The organism is Embleya scabrispora DSM 41855 (assembly GCF_000372745.1).
GTDB classification, from domain to species: domain Bacteria; phylum Actinomycetota; class Actinomycetes; order Streptomycetales; family Streptomycetaceae; genus Embleya; species Embleya scabrispora.
Genome location: NZ_KB889697.1, coordinates 198,776 through 216,355, shown reverse-complemented (window position 1 = coordinate 216,355; position 17,580 = coordinate 198,776). Strand labels below are relative to the sequence as shown.

Genomic DNA, 17,580 nt, shown 5'->3' with positions numbered 1-17,580 from the left:
ATATCTTTTTGTACAGGTGTAGCCGGCAGGTTTTTCCGGCGCCGGTGCGCCCCCTCAGCGCCTCTCTCACCCGATGCAACAACGCCGACGGCCCGGGAGGAAGTCCTCCCGGGCCGTCGGCGTGACGCTTGTTACAGATGGAGGGCCGGCCGGACAGTCGGGCCGGCCGGCCTGTCGGTTCCCGCCCGTCGTCCCGGCTCGGTCTTCCCGGCTCAGTGCTCGCCCTCGCCGCGGGCCGGCAGCCCCAGTGCCTTGCACGCCTCGTTGTACTGCGTGACGACCTCGATCCGCACGTCCCGACGCTCGGTGATCGAGCGGCTCCACGGCACCCGTACCGCGATCGGCTGCCCGGCCACGATCGCCGAGTAGTACGCCGCGTCGCCGTCCAGGCCGGTCATGGTGGCCGAGGTGGCGTCCGGCTGCCCGCCGAGACCACGCGAGATCAACAGGCAGTCCTCGGGGTGGTCGTCGTTCATGTGCTTGCAGACCGCGGTGATCGCGTCCGCTCCGAACGGGTTGACGGTCGCCTCGCTCATGCGGGTCGCCTCCGGCGGTAGGGGTGGGATGGCCCGGGTGGTCAGGCGCGCGCGGAGTCGCGGCGCCGACGGGACGCGGCCACCGCGCCCACGCCGACCACCAGCATGCCCGCACCCACGTAGGCGAGCTGCGTGCTCGACGAGCCGGTCTTGGGCAGCTTCGGGTCGCCGGCCTCGGTGGTGGCACCGGTCTGCGGTGTGGCGGCGGCCGGCGCGGCGGTGCCGAAGGTCACCGGGACCCACACGTCCTGATCGCGGTTGGCGATGTCGGTGTGGTCGTTGAAGGTCGCCACGAAGCACGCGGTGGCGGCGCAGTCGACCTTCTTCTTGTCCTTGCCCTCGAAGCTCTGCGCGGGCTTGATCTTGACCGAGAAGGTGCCGTCCGGACCGACCTGCGGGACGTAGCCGGCGTTGCCGTACTGGGTCGGCACGCCGCCGGCCGGCTTGGCCACGGTCTGCGCGATGTACACGCCCTTGCCCGGCTTGAAGTTCTTGCCGGTGACGGTGATCTCCTCGCCGCCGACGGCGATGCCGGTCGCCTTGGACAGGGAGATCGTCGGCGCGTCCGCGGCCGACGCGGGAGAGGCGGCGAGTACGCCGAGGCCGGCGATCGCGGTGGCGGCAACGGCGGCGGCGGTACGGGATGTGCGCATGTGCGGTCTCCGGGGGTTGAGGACGAGCCGGTCGGCTCGGTGGCTCGTTGGATGGGAGGTCGACAGGGCGAGGAGCCGCGGGTCAGGCGCTCGGGCGACGGCGCTTGACGACGACGCCGACGACCACCAGGACCACCACGACGGCGGCGATCAGCCCGATGATCAGGCCGCCCTTGCCGTCGTCCTCGTCCTCGGCCGCGGACTTCGTGGGAGCGGTGCTCGGCGCCGCTGCGGGCGGGGCGGCCGACGTCTTCGGCGCGCCGGCGCCGGGCGCCCCGGCCTGGGGCGCGGCGGTGGCCGGCGGCGGGCTCGCCGGCAGGCCCGGGTCCTCGCCCCGGAAGCCGATCGGCAGGTAGACCTCCTGCGTGCGGTCCTTGCCGTTGGCCGAGTTGGACGTGGCGATGGCGCATCGGGTCTTGAGGCAGTCGACGGCGCCGAACTTTGCGGCGACCTTGACGTCCGTGCCGAACGAGCCGGTCGCGTCCGCCTCGGTGGGACCGGAGAACGAGCCCATGTCGCATGCGCGGCCCGCGCCCTGGGCGGGATCGCACGGCAGGATGAACAGCCGGACGCCCGGCGTGAAGCCCTTGCCGACCAGCTTGACCACGTCGCCCGCCGGGTCCAGTCCGGTGGTCTTCTCCGCGGTCAGGGTGGCTTTGCCCGCTGCCGGGGTACCGGTCGCGTGCGCGGGACTCGCCGGGCCGCCGAGCGACCAGGCGAGGAGGAGCGTCGCGACGGCGGCGACGGCGCCGCCGAGGCGTCCGGTGCGGGCAGGGCTCACGTTGTTTCCTCTGGGCCGACCGTACGACTGCGTACGGAATGATGGGAGGTGAGGCTATCCTAAGACCGGGTCGAATCGGCGGAACTGCCGGGGGTTGCCCGGGAGACGGCCGCGATCGAGCGCTCGGCTCGCGCCGCGGGGCGGGCTCCGGCCGGCCGGCGGCGCCGACTCGGGCGAGCGGAGGCGGGCCGAGCCCCGCCGACAACGTGCCGACAAGTTGTCGGTAACTTATTGACGGCACCGCCTGGCGCCACACAGACTGCGAGGACCAGCGGAAACGGGCGGCGACCCGAATCGCTGCCGGCGCTGCGCCCTGGGCGAAGTGTCGAATCCGCACGGGCGAAGCCGCCTGGCTCATCACAGTTCGCACCGTCCGCACCATTCGTGCGTGTTCGGTAGATCTTGTCGCACCTAGGGGAAACCTCATGACCACGACCGAGACCGCCGAAACCGCCGGTGCCACCCCGACCTTCGCCGAGTCGCTGCGCAAGCGCTCGTGGGCCTTTCACCAGGAAGCCGAGGGCTCGGGCTTCCTGGAGGCGCTGATGAAGGGCGAACTGACCCGGGACGCCTACACCGCGATGGTGGCCCAGCACTACTGGGCCTATCTCGTGCTCGACGACGCCGCGGACACGATGCGCAACGACCCGATCGGCGCCCCGTTCGCCGACGCGCGACTGGACCGCCGGGCCGTGCTCGAAGCCGACATGCTTTTCCTGGCCGGCGAGAACTGGAAGCAGGAGTGGCCCGCGAACGAGGCCACCCGGCGCTATACCGACCGGATGCGGGACAAGTGCTACGACTGGGCCGGCGGCTTCGTGGCCCACCACTACACCCGCTACCTCGGCGACATGTCCGGTGGCCAGTTCATCGCCAAGCAGATGCGCAAGCACTACGACCTGCCGGGCACCCAAGGCAGCGACTTCTACGTGTTCGACGGACTCGGCGACCTGACCGCGTGGAAGGACGCCTACCGCGCGGCGATGAACAACGCGCCGTGGGACGCCGAGGAGCAGGAACTGGTGATCCAGGAGGTGCTGTTCGCGTACGACATCAACAGCGCCGTACTGCGCGAGCTCGGTCGGGACCTGGAGCGGTTCCGCAAGAGCGCCTGATCCAGCGCGGAACGCCGCTTCCGCCGGCACAGCATGCCCCGGGGGCCCACCGTCCGATGCGCCGTCCGACAATGGATGGCGCATCGGATCGGCGGGAGAGTGATGACGAACTACCTGGTGCGGCGCGTCCTGGGCGTCGTCGTGGTGATGTTTGCCGTCGTGACCGGCCTGTTCCTGCTGCTGCACGCGTCCCCGGTGAGCCCGGTCAACCAACTCGCGCCGCAGGTCGCGGCCGATCCGGTGGCCCGCGCCGCGGTCGAACACCGGATGGGTCTGGACCGGCCGTTGGTGACCCAGTACCTCGACTATGTCGGCGACGCGCTGCGCGGTGATTTCGGCACCTCGCTCTACGACGGCTCCCCGGTCGCCGACCAGATCGGCCGTGCGCTGCCCATCTCGCTGGAACTCGGGCTGCTCGCTTCCGTGTTCGCGGTGATCCCGGCCACCGCGCTCGGTGCGTGGTCGGTGCTGCGCCGCGGCGGCGTGGTCGACCACGGCACGCGTGTGCTGAGTGTGTTGGCGATGTCCCTGCCCGGCTACTGGCTGGCCGTGATCGCGCTCGTGGTGGTCGGTGACAGTCATCCGGACCTTTTGCCGAACGCGGGTGGCTTCGTCACCTTCACCGAGGATCCCGCGACCAACCTCAAGGTGCTCGTGTTGCCCGCGATCGTGCTCGCACTGGCCACGTTCGCGATGCTCACCCGCTCGTTGCGCGGCGGGCTCGCCGACGCGATGGCCTCCGACCATGTGCTGTTCGCGCGTGCGATGGGCGGTTCACGGCTGCTCACGTTGCGTCGGGTGGCGCTGCGCGGCGCGCTCGTGCCGACACTGACCGTGGCCGGCGTCCTGATCGGCGGGCTGCTGTCGGGCACCGTGTTGATCGAGAACGTGTTCCAGATCCCGGGGATCGGCCAACTGATGGTCACCGCGTTCCAGCGCCAGGACTATCCGCTCGCGCTCGGCGCCTGCGTGGCGACCTCGGCGATCTTCCTGCTGTTGAACCTGGTGGTCGACCTGCTGTACCCGCTCGTGGATCCGCGCACCGCGGCCGGCGTCACCCGGGACAAGCTCGGACGGGCCGCGTGAGGCCCCGCCCGCGCCTGCCGCGCCTGGGCGTGGCCGGCTGGATCGGCCTGGCCTGCGTCGTGCTCTACCTCCTGGTCGCCACCGTCGGCCGGCTGCACGGCGACCCCGTGGCGCTGGTCACCCCCGGCCCCGAGGCGCCCTCGTTCGCGCACCCCTTCGGCACCGACCATCTCGGTCGCGACCTGCTGGCCCGCACCGCCGAGGGCGCCTGGACCTCGCTGTGGATCTGTGTGACCTCGATCGGCTTCGCGGTGGCGGTGGGCATGCCGCTGGGGGTGCTCGCCGGATACCGGCACGGCGGTCGTCTCGACGGTGTGCTGATGCGCTCGGTGGAGACCCTCCAGGCGCTGCCGCAGTTCGTTTTCGTGATGTTCCTGATCGGGCTGATGGGCACGGCGGACATGCACTTCGGTCCGGTCACCGTCGGCAACGGGCCGCGCGTCGCGTTCGCCATCGGACTGGGCTTCGTGCCCTACTTCGCCAGGGTCGCCCGCGGCGCCACGGTGGTGGAGATGCGCGAGGACTACGTCACCAACCTGCGCGGTCTGGGCGTGCCCACCCGGGAGATCCTCTTTCGCGAAGTGCTGGTCAACGTCTGGCCGCCGGTGCTCGGGCAGGCGCTGCTGGCGATGGCCATCGCGGTCTTCGCCGAGGGCGGCCTGAGCTTCCTCGGCCTGGGCGTGGCCCCGCCCCAGGCCACTCTGGGCAACCTGATCGCCGACGCCGGCGGCCAGATCATCGGCGGCGACTGGTGGTATGCGACGCTGCCCGGCACGGTGCTGGTGCTCGGCATCCTGGGCTTCAACCTGCTCGGTGAAACGGCCGGGGCCGGCCGGCCGCGCGCCGTCGGCACCGGCCCGGTCCGCCGGCGCGCGCCCGAGCAGACCCCCGAAGAGATCCCCGAAGAGACCCCCAGGCAGATCCCGGCCCAGATCCCGACCCAGATCCCGACCCCGAAGGAGACCCAGTGACCCCGGTGCGCACAGTCGGCCTGAACCGCCGAGGCTTCCTCGGCCTCGCGGCGCTCGCGGCGGCCGGCGGCACGGGCGTGCTCACCGCGTGTTCGAGTTCCTCCGGGAGCAAGCGGGTGGCCGATCGGCATCGGGACGGGATCCTGCGGATCGGTGTCGCGTCCGCGCCGAGCAGCCTGAACCCGCTCGACTCCGGCTCGGAGATCACCCGATGGATCGCCGAGCCGATCATGGAGAGCCTGTACGGCTACGACGCGAAGCTCGCCTCGGTGCCGCTGCTCGCCGACGGCGAACCGCAGATCAGCGAGGACAAGCTGGCCTGGACGATCCGACTGCGGCAGGGCGTGCTGTGGCACGACGGCAGTGCGTTCACCGCCGACGATGTGGTGGCCACCCTGGCGCACATGCTCGACCTCGCCGCCGGCAGCGAGTGGATCACGTACATGCTCGGCTACCTCTCCCGGTTCGAGAAGGTCGACGCGCACACCGTACGGATCGTGCTGAGCAAGCCGTACGGCCTGCTGCGCTCGCACCTGACCAACCTGCCGATCACCCACCGCGACTTCGTGGCCCGCAAGGACACGATGATGGGCACCGGGCCGTACCGGCTGGACAAGTTCGTGGCCGGCCAGAGCTTCACCCTCTCCCGCTTCGACCGCTACCACGGCGGCCAGTACTCCGGCGGCGCGAAGCCCGCGTTCGCCGGCATGGAGTACACCGTCTTCGCCGATGCCAACACGCGCGTGCTGAGCCTGCGGCAGGGCAAGGTCGACCTGATCACCGCGCCGTCCTTCGCCACCTTCGACACGATCCGCAAGGACAAGTCGCTCGCGCTCGTGCTCACCGAGGCGCCGTTGGACGTGCTCAGCTACGTGATGATGAAGAAGGAGCCGTTCGCCGACCCCGACTTCCGCAAGGCGGTCGCGCTGTCGATGGACCGCCAGGGCGTGCTGCAACGGGTGTACGGCGGCGAGGGCACCATCGGTCAGGGCCCGATCGGGCCCGCCGAACTCGGCTGGGACGCGACGCTGAAGCCGTTCCCGCCCGCACCCGACCCGGCCCAGGCCCGCGCGCTGTTGGCCCGGGCGAAGACGAGCAAGCGCTCGTTCACCGTGACCATCGGCACCAACCAGGGCATCCGCGACATCGCCCAGGTGCTGGTGGCGGGCTGGAAGCAGGTCGGTCTCGACGTCACCATCGAACAACTCGCGGGTGGGCCGTGGTCGAACAAGTGGCTGTCGCGCGACTACGACATGTTGATGAACACATTCTCGTCCGGCTTCACCTCGGGCCCGGCGAACTACCTGACGCTCGCGCCGGCCGGCTCCGCCAACGTGCTCTCCTGCGGCTACGCCAACCCCGAGGTGGACCGGCTGATCGACACCATCTGGCAGACCTCGGACCACGCCGAACGGGTGGCCGCGCTCGGCCGGGTGGACCGGCTGCTCGCCGAGGACGCGGTGATCACCCCGCCGGTGTATCCCAAGCTCGCGCTGGCCCAGCGCACCGAACTGTCCCCGCTCGACCCGACGATGTTGCGGATCAGCCGGCTCGACCCGCAACACCTGCGATTCGTGTGATGACGAACGCGAGTACGGCCGAGGAGCCGCTGCTGCGGGTGCGCGACCTCGACGTCGGCTATCGCGGGCCGTTCGGGCCGGTGCCCGCGGTGCGCGGGGTCTGCTTCGACGTGGCGCCCGGCGAGATCCTGGGCCTGGTCGGCGAATCCGGCAGCGGCAAGAGCAGCGTGTGCACCGCACTGATGGGCCTGCTGCCGGACGGCGCGACGCGCACGGGCGGCATCGAGTTCCAGGGCGAGGACCTGGCCGCGATGCGCGAGCGGGACCTGCGCCGGGTGCGCGGACGCAGGCTGGCCCTGGTACCGCAACAGCCGATGACCTCGCTGGCGCCGACCACCCCCGTGCTGCGCCAACTGCGCTGGTATTTGGGCGATCGCCTCGACGACGTCGAGGTGCGCGAGACGCTGATCGGGATCGGCCTGGGCCCGGTCCTGGACCGGCCGCGCGACCTGCCCGGCAGCTTCTCCGGCGGTCAGCTCCAGCGGGTGGTGATCGCGATCGCGGTGCTCGCGCACGAGCCCGCGCTGCTGCTCGCCGACGAGCCGACCACGACCCTGGACGCGACCGTGCAGGCGCAGGTGTTGCGCCTGTTGTTGACCCTGCGGGACAAGCTCGGGCTCGCCATGGTCTACGTCTCGCACGACCTCGCGGTGGTGTCCACGATCTGCGACCGGGTCGGAGTGATGTACGGCGGCCGGCTGGTGGAGACCGCGCCGGTGCGCGAGCTCTTCGCCGCGCCGCGGCACCCGTACACCCGGGCGCTGATCGCCGCGATGCCCGCGACGACACCGGCGGACCGGCCGCTGCGCGCCGTCGAGGGCAGCGCGGAGGGCGCGAACCTGCTGCCCGGCTGCCCGTTCGCGCCGCGCTGCCCGCACGTCGCGGACGTGTGCCGCGAGCGCATGCCCGCCGCGGTGCGGCACGGCGCGGCCGACGTGCGCTGCCACTGGGTGGATCGGGAGGCCGGCCGGTGAGTGCGCTGCTGAGCGTGGACGGGCTGACCCGCCGGTTCGCCCTGCCCGGGTCGTTCGGCCGGCGTCGGGCCGAGCCGCGGATCGTGCCCGCCGCCGAGGACGTCTCGTTCGCGGTCGCGGCCGGCGAGGTGCTTGCCGTCGTCGGCGAGTCGGGCTCCGGCAAGACCACCGTCGCGCGGCTGCTCGCGGGTCTGGACACCGCGACGTCGGGCACCGTCACGGTGGCCGGCCGGGTGTTGTCCGGCGACCGCACCCCCGCCGATCAACGGCTGGTCCAACTCGTCACGCAAAATCCGCGTGCCGCGTTCAACCGGCGTCGCACGTTGCGGCACGCGCTGCATCAGCCGCTGCGCGTACACGGACTGGGTGCGGACCGGGCCGAGCGGGACGAGCTGGTGCTCGCGATGGTGGAGCGGGTCGGGCTGAGCGCGGATCACCTGGACCGGTTGCCCGGCGAGGTCAGCGGCGGCGAACTCGCCCGCCTGGTGCTCGCGCGGGCCCTGTTGGTGCGTCCGCGGGTGCTGGTCCTGGACGAGCCGACCGCGAGTCTGGACGCGAGCGTCAAGGCGACGGTGGTCAACCTGCTGCTGCGGCTGCGCACCGAGCTCGACCTGGCGATCGTGGTGATCACCCACGAGATCGACATCGCCCGGCGGCTCGCCGATCGTGCGGCGGTGATGTACCTGGGCCGGATCGTCGAGTCGGGCCCGGCCGAGCGGGTGTTGTCGAACCCGCGGCATCCCTATCCGCGGATGTTGCTCGCGAGCGTGCCGGTGCCCGATCCGCAGCGGACCGGCCGGGCGAGCGCGGCGGCACTCGGCGCGGGCATCGTCGGCGAGGTGCCCTCGGTCACGGCGCCGCCGCCGGGCTGTGCGTACCACCCGCGCTGCCCGTTCGCGACCGAGGTGTGCGCCGGTCACCGCCCGCCGATCGAGTCGCTCGGCGAGGTCGACGTGGCCTGCCACCACCCTCGATGAACCTCTGGCTCCACCAGGATTCGCCGGCCGACGCCCGAGCCGTCCCGGATGCGCGGACCATCGGACGAGCGGGGTCGACCCGGCCCAACGCATTCGGGTATCGATTCGGTGTACGGCGGCGTGTCGGCGCGCACCGCTATCCTCCGGGTATTCCGCAAATCCGGAAAGTTGATCAACATTTCGCCGGCCACTCGCTTTATCGACCCCACTTGGTCCATTGCGCACGGATAATCGCCGTACTCCTCATGCGGAAGGCGGAACTCCGCACTACTCCGCAGGGAGGGGATCGGGAGACGAAACCTCCTCAGGTGCCCGGAAACCACCCGGGCACACCGGACGTCCTGAGTGGTACGGGGATCGTCGGAGGCAAGCGAGAGGTTCGTGGTGATAACAAAAGTGTTTCGCGAAGGAAAAGTCCGGGTGAGCTATGACACGCGTGTTCTCGGTGCTTGATCGATCCGACTTCGATCGGGCAAGCTGAACCGTCAGACCGACCGGGACGGCACGAATTCCTGGCCAACTGTAATGTTGGGAATGTTTTCGGGGGTCCAGGGAGAGATATGGGGAGTGATTCCCGCGGTCTCGAGCGCGCGCCCGGCGCGAGCGGCGACGACACGGCGGGCATCGACGCCGCGGTCATCGACCCGGACGTGGTCATGCGTCAGGCCGGCCACGAGAACTTTCCCGTGGCGATGGGGATCCTGCGCCCCGATCACCGGCGCCACCTGCTCGCCGTCTACGGGTTCGCCCGCCTGGTGGACGACATCGGCGACGAGGCCGAGGGGGACCGGGTCGCCCAGCTCGACGCCTTCGAAGGTGATTTGCGTCGGGTGTTCACCGGCACTCCCGAGCTGGAGGTGCTGCGCCGGTTGCAACCGAGCGTGCGCGAACTGGACCTGCCGATCGAACCGTTTCTGGGCCTGATCGAGGCCAACCGACAGGACCAGGTGGTGCGCCGCTACGCGACGTACGAGGACCTCGCCGCCTACTGCGCGCTGTCCGCGAACCCGGTCGGCCGGCTCGTGCTGCACGTGTTCGGCCGTGCCACCGAGGAACGCATCGCGCGCTCGGACGAGATCTGCACCGCGCTCCAGATCGTCGAGCACCTCCAGGACGTGGTCGAGGACCTCGAACGCGACCGGATCTACCTCCCCAAGCAGGACATGGACCGGTTCGGTGTCACCGAGGCGGACCTGGCGGCGCCCGCCGCCGCACCCGCGGTGCGGCGACTGATCGCCTACGAAACACACCGCGCGACGCAGTTGCTGCGCTCCGGCGCACCGCTCGCGCGGACACTGCGAGGGCGCGAGTACCTCGCGATCGCCGGGTTCGTGGCCGGTGGACGAGCGGCCGTTGCCGCGATCAAGGACGCCGGTTTCGACGTCCTGGCCCACCGGGCGAAGCCCGGCAAGGCCACCCTGCTGCGCGAGCTGTCCGGCGTACTGGTACGAAAGAGGTAAAAGGGGAACCATGGACGTCGACGCTTCGTATGCGTATTGCGAGCGCCTGACCCGCAATCAGGCACGCAACTTCTACTACGGCATCAGGCTGCTGCCCGAGCCCAAGCGCCTCGCGCTCAGCGCCGTATACGCCTTCGCGCGAGAGATCGACGACATCGGCGACGGCGACCTGCCGGCGGATCGCAAGGTCGCGGAGCTGGCCCGGATGCGCAAGCAGCTCAAGGACCTGAGCGCGGATCGAGATCCCGTCGCGGTCGCGCTCGCCGATGCCGCGACCCGGTTCCCGATCCCGCTCGGCGCGCTCGACGAACTGATCGACGGCGTCGAGATGGACGTGCGCGAGACCGAGTACGAGACCTTCGACGAGCTGCGCGTCTACTGCCGCTGCGTCGCGGGCACCGTCGGTCGACTCTCGCTGGGCATCTTCGGCTCGCGCGACTCGCTGCACGCGCCCGACCTCGCGGACACTCTCGGCATCGCGTTGCAGATCACCAACATCCTCCGCGACATCAAGGAGGACAAGGACAACGGCCGGGTCTACCTGCCCCGCGAGGACCTGGCCAAGTTCGGCCTCGAGGACGCGTGGCACAAGGACGGGCGGTTCACCCGGAGCGCGGCGTTCGAGGACCTGGTCCGGTTCGAGGGCGCGCGCGCCGAGCAGCTCTTCGAGCGGGGACTGACCCTGCTCCCGCTGCTCGACCGGCGCAGCGCCGCCAGCACCGGCGCGATGGCGGGTATCTACCGCCGACTGCTGACCAGGATCCTGGAGGAGCCCGGCCAGGTGCTGATAGGTCGGCTTTCCCTCCCGAACTGGGAGAAGGCCGAGATCGCCACGCGCGCGCTCGCCGGCCTGCCGGTCGGTGCCCACTCGCTGCTGGCGCGCAGGCGGTGAGCCCGGTCACGGCGCTGGATCGATGACCGCCCGGGACCGGAGCGGCAAGCCGGCCGCAGGGGTCGGTACAGGGATTGATCACGTGGGTACGGAGCAAGGCATGAGCGCACGCATGGTGGTGATCGGGGGCGGCCTGGCGGGCATCACCGCCGCGTTGGCCGCCGCCGACACCGGCGTCGAGGTCACCCTTTTGGAGGGCCGGCCCAGGCTGGGCGGCGCCACGTTCTCGCTGCGCCGCGACGACATGTGGCTCGACAACGGGCAACACGTCTTCCTGCGCTGCTGTACCGAGTACATCTCCTTCCTGGAGCGGATCGGCAGCGCCGACAAGGTCTTCCTCCAGCCCCGGATGGACGTCCCGGTACGCACCCCCTGGGGCACCCGCACCCGGCTGCGCCGCTCCGCCCTGCCCGCCCCGCTGCACCTGTCCTCCGCGCTGGCCCGCTACCCGCTGCTGACCATGGCCGGCCGGGCCCGGGTGGGCCGGGCCGCGCTCGCCCTGCGCCGGCTGGATCCGGCCGACCCGGCCCTGGACGACCTCACCTTCGCCGCGTGGCTGGACCGCTTCGGCGTCACCGCCCGCGAGCGCGAGGCGATGTGGGACCTGATCGGGATCGCCACGCTCAACCTGCCCGCGACCGAGGCTTCGCTCGGGATGGCCGTCAAGGTCTTTCGCACCGGCGTGCTCGACCGCAACGACGGTGCCGACATCGGCTGGAGCCTGGTCCCGCTCCAGGAACTGCACGGCGACGCCGCGACCCGCGCGCTGGAGCGTGCGGGCGTGCGGGTGCACCTGCGCACCCGGGTGGACACGCTCGACCTCGGCACGGGCGGCTTCTCGATACTCACCGGCGGCGAGCGGATCGAGGCGGACGCGGTGGTGCTGGCCGTACCGCACTACGACGCGGCCAGGTTGTTGCCCGCGAACGCCCTGCTCCTGGGTGACATGCCCGCCGACCCGACCCTGCTGGCCGGGCTGGGCACCTCGCCGATCGTGAACCTGCACGTGGTCTACGACCGTCCGGTGCTGGACGTCCCGCTCGCCGCGGGCATCGGCAGCCCGGTGCAGTGGATGTTCGACCGAAGCGCCGGTCACGGTCTGGCCGCGGGCCGCTACGTGGCCGTGTCGCTGTCCGCGGCGAGTCGGGAAATCGACCTGACGAGTGCGCAGCTGCGGGATAGGTTCGTCCCGGAGCTGGCCCGTGTGCTGCCCTCGGCCCGGGATGCCCGGGTCGAGCGGTTCGTGGTGACCAAGGAACGCGCCGCGACCTTTCGTCCCGCCCCCGGTTCGGGCCGGCTTCGCCCCGGGCCTCGGACCGCGCTCCCCGGTCTCGCCCTGGCCGGGGCGTGGACCGCCACCGGATGGCCCGCGACGATGGAGGGTGCCGTTCGAAGCGGCCTTTCCGCCGCGCGCGAGGCCCTCCCGCATCTCGGCCGCACCCGTGCCATTCCGGAGAGGACGACGCCGCTATGACGCTCGCCGACGCATCGATCGCCCCCGCCGTGCTCGATCGCGCGCGCGAGGCGAGTCGCCCCGCGCTGCGGGTCGCGACGGCCCGACTCGAACCGCCGCTGGCCCGGGTGGCGGCGTACCACATGGGGTGGGCCGACGAGGCCGGTCGCGAGTTGCCCGGCAACGGTGGCAAGGCGCTGCGCCCCGCGCTCGCGCTGCTCTCCGCCGAGGCGGTCGGCGCGCCCACCCGGGTCGGCGTGCCCGGCGCCGTCGCGGTCGAACTCGTGCACAACTTCTCACTGATCCACGACGACCTCATGGACGGCGACGAGGAACGCCGGCATCGGCCCACCGCGTGGAAGGTCTTCGGTCCGGGCCTCGCCGTCCTGGCCGGCGACGGTCTGCTCGTGTTGGCCGAACAGGTCCTGATGGACGCCGACGACGCGGACGGCGATCGGGCCGCCCGCCTGCTCACCGAGGCCACCGCCCGGTTGATCGACGGACAGTCCCAGGACCTGTCCTTCGAGGCCCGACTCGATGTCACCGTCGAGGAGTGCCTGATCATGGCGGGCAACAAGACCGGGGCCCTGCTGGCCTGCGCGTCGGCGATCGGGGCGGCCCTCGCGGGCGCCGACGAGCGCACCGTGCAGGCGCTGTACGGCTTCGGGCATCACCTCGGCGTCGCCTTCCAGGCGGTGGACGATCTGCTGGGCATCTGGGGGCGACCCGAGGTGACCGGCAAACCCGCCTGGAACGACCTGCGCCGGCGCAAGAAATCCGTCCCGGTCGTCGTCGCCCTCTCGAGCGACACGACCGCCGGACGTGAGCTGGCGCGCATCTACACGGACGAAGGACCGCGCAACGAGGAGGGACTCGCCCTGACCGCCCGCCTGGTCGAGGAGGCGGGCGGACGTGCCCGTACCGAGACCGAGGCGGCACGGCGCCTGGAGCAGGCCATGGCCTGCCTGGACTCCCTGGACGTTCCGCAAGGTACCTACACGGACCTGACCTCACTCGCGGCCTTCACCACCACTCGGGAGTTGTGAAGAGATGACAGTGACCGTCCAGCCGGGAATCGGCGACGTCGACGACGACAGGGTCAAGGGTGCGCTCGACAGGGCCGTTGCCCACCTGATGGAGCTTCAGGACGATGCGGGCTGGTGGAAGGGGGAGTTGGAGACCAACGTCACGATGGACGCGGAGGATCTGCTCTTCCGCGAGTTCCTGGGCATCCGCACCGAGGAGCAGACGGCGGCCGGCGCGCGGTGGATCCGCGCGAACCAGCGCTCGGACGGCACCTGGGCGACCTTCTTCGGCGGTCCCGCCGACCTGTCGGTGACCGTCGAGGCGTACGTCGCGCTCAAGCTGGCCGGTGACGACCCGGACGCCAAGCACATGGCCGCCGCGGCCGCCTTCATCCGCGACGGCGGCGGCCTCGCCAACACCCGCGTGTTCACCCGGTTCTGGCTGGCCTTCTTCGGCTGGTGGTCCTGGGACGACCTGCCGGTGCTCCCGCCGGAGATCATCCACCTGCCCAAGTGGTTCCCGCTCAACGTCTACGACTTCGCCTGCTGGGCCCGGCAGACGATCGTGCCGCTGACCATCGTCAGCTCGATGCGCCCGGTGCGGCCCGCGCCGTTCGACCTCGCCGAGTTGCGCCCCACCGGCGCGGTCAAGGCCCGGCCGACGGCCGACGACCCCTGGTCCAAGGTCTTCCGCGCACTCGACGCGGTGCTGCACCAGTACCACAAGGCACCGTTCAAGCCCTTCCGGCAGGCGGCGCGGCGCAAGGCCGCGCAGTGGATCGTGCAGCGTCAGGAGGCGGACGGGGGCTGGGGCGGGATCCAGCCGCCGTGGGTCTACTCGCTGATCGCGTTGCGGCTGATGGGATACCCGCTCAACCACCCGGTGATGGCGCAGGGAATCAAGGGCCTGGACGGGTTCACCATCGTGGACACCGACGAGGACGGCGAGCTGCGCCGCCGGTTCGAGGCGTGCCAGTCGCCGGTGTGGGACACCGGGTTGACGCTGGTCGCCCTGCGGGATGCGGGAGTTCCGGCCTCCGACCCGCGCGTGGTCAAGGCCGCCGGGTGGCTGATGGACGAGGAGATCCGCGAGGTCGGCGACTGGGCGGTGCAGCGGCCGGATCTGGAACCGGGCGGCTGGGCCTTCGAGTTCGCCAACGACTACTACCCGGACACCGACGACACCGCCGAGATCGTGATGGCCCTGCGCTACACCGACCACCCGGACGGCGCGCGCAAGGACGCGGTGCTGGACCGGGCCGAGCGGTGGACGGCGGGGATGCGCAGCAAGGACGGCGGTTGGGGGGCGTTCGACGCGGACAACGTCAGCATCCTGCCGCTCAAGCTGCCGTTCTGTGATTTCGGCGCGGTCACCGACCCGCCCTCGGCCGATGTCACCGCGCACATCGTGGAGATGCTCGCCGACGGTGGTGCCCGCTACAGCTCGTATGTCGTGGACGGCGTCAAATGGCTGATGGAGCATCAGGAGAGCGACGGCTCCTGGTTCGGCCGCTGGGGCGCGAACTACATCTACGGCACCGGCGCGGTGGTGCCGGCCCTGGTCACCGCCGGCGTGGATCCGCGGCATGCCGCGATCCGGCGCGCGGTGCGCTGGCTGGAGATCCGGCAGAACCCGGACGGCGGTTGGGGCGAGGATCTGCGCAGCTACGATCAGCCCCGGACCTGGTCCGGGCGCGGCGAGTCCACCGCGTCGCAGACCGCGTGGGCGCTGCTGGCGCTGCATGCGGCGGGCGAGTTCGGCGAGGTCGCGCAGCGCGGGATCGACTGGCTGACCGACCATCAGAACGCGCTGGGCGGGTGGGACGAGCCGCAGTTCACCGGCACCGGCTTCCCCGGCGACTTCTACATCAAGTACCACATGTACCGACTGGTCTTCCCCGTGATGGCGCTCGGTCGGTACGCCGGGTCGACGGCCGCCGAGGCGACGGCCGTCAGGACGACAGGCTGAACGATGCCCCTGATGGTGGTCACTCCGCTGCGGATCGAGATGCGCGCGGTCGAGGCGGGGCTGATGGGCGCGTTCGACATACGTGTGGTGCGCGCGGGGATGGGACCGGACAAGGCTCGCGCTCGGGCGCGGGCCTTGTCCGCGCTCCCGCGGTGGGAGTACGGCTCGCTCGCGGTCGCGGGTTTTGCCGCAGGCGTGGGTGCGGGGGTCGGGGTGGGTGACGTCGTCATCGCCTCCGAGGTGCGTGGCGCGGATGGGACCGTGGTCGAACTGCCCACCTCCGGCGTGCTGTTGGAGTGGATGCACCGGGTCTCGCCCAAGCTGAGGCTGCACCACGGCCCGATCGAGACCGTGGACAAGCTGGTCAAGGGCCGGGGACGGCAGGCGCTGCGCGAGCGTGGTGTGCTGGCGGCCGACATGGAGTCGGCGTACCTGCTCGCGGCGGCGGGCGATCGGCCGGCCGGGGTGGTCCGGGTGATCACGGACACGCCGGAGCGGGAACTGCTCCGGCCCCGCCTGCTGGTGGACGGGTTCAAGGCGTTCCGCACGTTGCGCCACGCCACCCCGGCCCTGCTTGACTGGGCCAACGACGAGCGAACCAAGTCAGGAGGTACGGCGGGCGATGACGTTCGATCTGGGTGAGACGTACGAGGCGTACGCGGACCGCGGCTTCGAGCTGCACGCGAAGCACCTCAACCCGCAACTCCCGCGCGTGCTGCGGACCATCGGCATGGACCGCGACTACGTCCGGGCCGAGGGGCCGTACCTGTACGACGACAAGGGCGATCGGTACCTGGACTTCCTGTCCGGGTTCGGCACCTACGGGGTGGGCCGGCACCACCCGGTGGTGCGCAAGGCGATGCAGGACGTGATCGCGCTCGACCTGCCGGACATCGTGCACTTCCACACCCCGCCGCTGGCCGCCGCGTTGGCGGAGCGGCTGCTCGCCCGGGCGCCGGGGATGGACCGGGTGTACTTCTGCAACAGCGGCACCGAGGCGGTCGAGGCCGCGCTGAAGTTCGCCCGCTTCGCCACCGGGCGGCGCCGGATCGTCTATATCGACCACGCCTTCCACGGCCTGACCACCGGCGCGCTCTCGGTCAACGGCGCGGCCGAGTTCCGCAAGGGCTTCGAGCCGCTGCTGCCGGACGTGGGCATCGCGCTCGGCGATCTGGACGCGCTGGCCCGGGAGTTGAAGCGCGGTGACGTCGCGGCGCTGATCATCGAGCCGATCCTGGGCAAGGGCGTGCTCGCGCCGCCGCCCGGCTGGCTGGCCGCCGCGCAGAAGTTGCTGCGCGAGCACGGCGCGCTGTTGATCGCCGACGAGGTGCAGACCGGGATGGGCCGCACCGGCAAATTCTTCGCGTACCAGTGGGAGGACGGCGTCGAGCCGGACATCGTCACGGTCGCCAAGGCGCTGTCGGGCGGATACGTGCCGATCGGCGCGACGCTGACCCGGGACTGGGTGTTCAAGAAGGTCTATTCGACGATGGACCGCGTGCTCGTGCACGACTGCACGTTCGGCGGCAACAACCAGGCGATGGCGGCGGGTCTGGCCACCTTGGCGGTGCTCGACGACGAGGACCTGATCGGCAACAGCGCGCGGATGGGCGACGCGTTCGTGGCCGGGCTGGCCCCGCTGATCGACAAGTACGAGCTGTTCGCCGAGGTGCGCGGGCGGGGCCTGATGATCGGCCTGGAGTTCGGCAAGCCGCGCTCGCTCAAGCTGCGCGCCGGGTGGACGGCCTTGCAGGCGGCCCGACACGGGCTGTTCGCGCAGATGGTGGTGGTGCCGATGTTCCAGCGGCATCGGGTGCTGACCCAGGTCGCGGGCGACCACATGGACGTGATCAAGCTGCTGCCGCCGTATGTGGTCGGGCCGCAGGACGTGGCGCACTTCGTCGCTGGCTTCGTGGACGTGATGGACGACGCGCACAAGGGCACCGGGCTGATGTGGGACTTCGGGCGGACGCTGATCAAGCAGGCGATGAGCAACCGCTGACGCGCCGCGCCTGCTGTCGACGGGCTCGGCTGCCGGCGCGCCGCTTCGGCTATGGCTCGTTCCTCCCGCTGCTGTTAAGTTGATGGAGTCAATCAACTTGATGCAG

At 71.0% G+C, this 17,580-nt stretch carries 16 protein-coding genes; 13 read left to right on the top strand and 3 right to left on the bottom strand.

Translation table 11 applies throughout. From position 1 onward, the window contains the following. Positions 1–212: 212 nt before the first annotated feature. The 3 genes from A3IC_RS0138115 to A3IC_RS0138105 all read right to left on the bottom strand — a co-directional run bounded on the left by A3IC_RS0138115 (position 213) and on the right by A3IC_RS0138105 (position 1,970). Positions 213–536, bottom strand: a complete 324-nt coding sequence (locus A3IC_RS0138115) for a DUF2470 domain-containing protein (RefSeq protein WP_020555334.1) — start codon at positions 534–536, stop codon at positions 213–215. A gap of 41 nt (positions 537–577) precedes the next feature. Further along, positions 578–1,189 (bottom strand): neocarzinostatin apoprotein domain-containing protein, encoded by a 612-nt coding sequence (locus A3IC_RS0138110; RefSeq protein WP_026219214.1) that lies wholly within the window; start codon positions 1,187–1,189, stop codon positions 578–580. Positions 1,190–1,271: 82 nt separating this feature from the next. Next, positions 1,272–1,970, bottom strand: coding sequence for a neocarzinostatin apoprotein domain-containing protein (locus tag A3IC_RS0138105; protein WP_026219213.1), 699 nt, complete (start codon positions 1,968–1,970; stop codon positions 1,272–1,274). A gap of 425 nt (positions 1,971–2,395) precedes the next feature. On the opposite strand from A3IC_RS0138105, the gene A3IC_RS0138100 reads away from it, so the two are divergent. The 13 genes from A3IC_RS0138100 to A3IC_RS0138040 all read left to right on the top strand — a co-directional run bounded on the left by A3IC_RS0138100 (position 2,396) and on the right by A3IC_RS0138040 (position 17,474). Next, positions 2,396–3,085, top strand: a complete 690-nt coding sequence (locus tag A3IC_RS0138100) for a biliverdin-producing heme oxygenase (RefSeq protein ID WP_020555333.1) — start codon at positions 2,396–2,398, stop codon at positions 3,083–3,085. Between the two features lie 102 nt (positions 3,086–3,187). Then, positions 3,188–4,171: an ABC transporter permease gene (locus A3IC_RS58895; RefSeq protein ID WP_052173993.1), complete on the top strand. Its 984-nt coding sequence runs from the start codon at positions 3,188–3,190 to the stop codon at positions 4,169–4,171. Continuing rightward, positions 4,168–5,142, top strand: a complete 975-nt coding sequence (locus A3IC_RS58890) for an ABC transporter permease (RefSeq protein WP_020555331.1) — start codon at positions 4,168–4,170, stop codon at positions 5,140–5,142. The genes A3IC_RS58895 and A3IC_RS58890 overlap by 4 nt, the downstream gene beginning before the upstream one ends. Continuing rightward, positions 5,139–6,722, top strand: a complete 1,584-nt coding sequence (locus A3IC_RS71700; RefSeq protein ID WP_020555330.1) for an ABC transporter substrate-binding protein — start codon at positions 5,139–5,141, stop codon at positions 6,720–6,722. The genes A3IC_RS58890 and A3IC_RS71700 overlap by 4 nt, the downstream gene beginning before the upstream one ends. Beyond that, positions 6,722–7,696 (top strand): ABC transporter ATP-binding protein, encoded by a 975-nt coding sequence (locus A3IC_RS0138080; RefSeq protein WP_020555329.1) that lies wholly within the window; start codon positions 6,722–6,724, stop codon positions 7,694–7,696. Before A3IC_RS71700 ends, A3IC_RS0138080 begins: the two co-directional genes overlap by 1 nt. Continuing rightward, on the top strand, positions 7,693–8,673 hold the full coding sequence (locus tag A3IC_RS0138075; protein ID WP_020555328.1) for an oligopeptide/dipeptide ABC transporter ATP-binding protein: 981 nt from the start codon (positions 7,693–7,695) through the stop codon (positions 8,671–8,673). Before A3IC_RS0138080 ends, A3IC_RS0138075 begins: the two co-directional genes overlap by 4 nt. A gap of 560 nt (positions 8,674–9,233) precedes the next feature. Next, positions 9,234–10,133 (top strand): squalene synthase HpnC, encoded by a 900-nt coding sequence (gene hpnC / locus A3IC_RS0138070; protein ID WP_020555327.1) that lies wholly within the window; start codon positions 9,234–9,236, stop codon positions 10,131–10,133. Between the two features lie 10 nt (positions 10,134–10,143). Then, entirely contained in the window at positions 10,144–11,025 is an 882-nt protein-coding gene (gene hpnD / locus A3IC_RS0138065; RefSeq protein WP_020555326.1) for a presqualene diphosphate synthase HpnD, read from the top strand. Positions 11,026–11,125: 100 nt separating this feature from the next. Continuing rightward, positions 11,126–12,499: a hydroxysqualene dehydroxylase HpnE gene (gene hpnE / locus A3IC_RS0138060; protein WP_020555325.1), complete on the top strand. Its 1,374-nt coding sequence runs from the start codon at positions 11,126–11,128 to the stop codon at positions 12,497–12,499. Further along, complete coding sequence (locus tag A3IC_RS0138055; protein ID WP_020555324.1) at positions 12,496–13,524, top strand: polyprenyl synthetase family protein; 1,029 nt, start codon at positions 12,496–12,498, stop codon at positions 13,522–13,524. Before hpnE ends, A3IC_RS0138055 begins: the two co-directional genes overlap by 4 nt. Positions 13,525–13,528: 4 nt before the next feature. Continuing rightward, the gene (gene shc / locus A3IC_RS0138050; RefSeq protein WP_052173992.1) at positions 13,529–15,472 is read left to right on the top strand and encodes a squalene--hopene cyclase; all 1,944 of its coding nucleotides are present in this window, start codon (positions 13,529–13,531) and stop codon (positions 15,470–15,472) included. Positions 15,473–15,484: 12 nt separating this feature from the next. Next, positions 15,485–16,114, top strand: coding sequence for a phosphorylase family protein (locus A3IC_RS58885; RefSeq protein ID WP_052173991.1), 630 nt, complete (start codon positions 15,485–15,487; stop codon positions 16,112–16,114). Beyond that, a complete protein-coding gene (locus A3IC_RS0138040; RefSeq protein WP_020555321.1) occupies positions 16,095–17,474 on the top strand; it encodes an aspartate aminotransferase family protein in 1,380 nt (459 codons plus the stop codon). Before A3IC_RS58885 ends, A3IC_RS0138040 begins: the two co-directional genes overlap by 20 nt. The last annotated feature ends 106 nt before the right edge of the window (positions 17,475–17,580 follow it).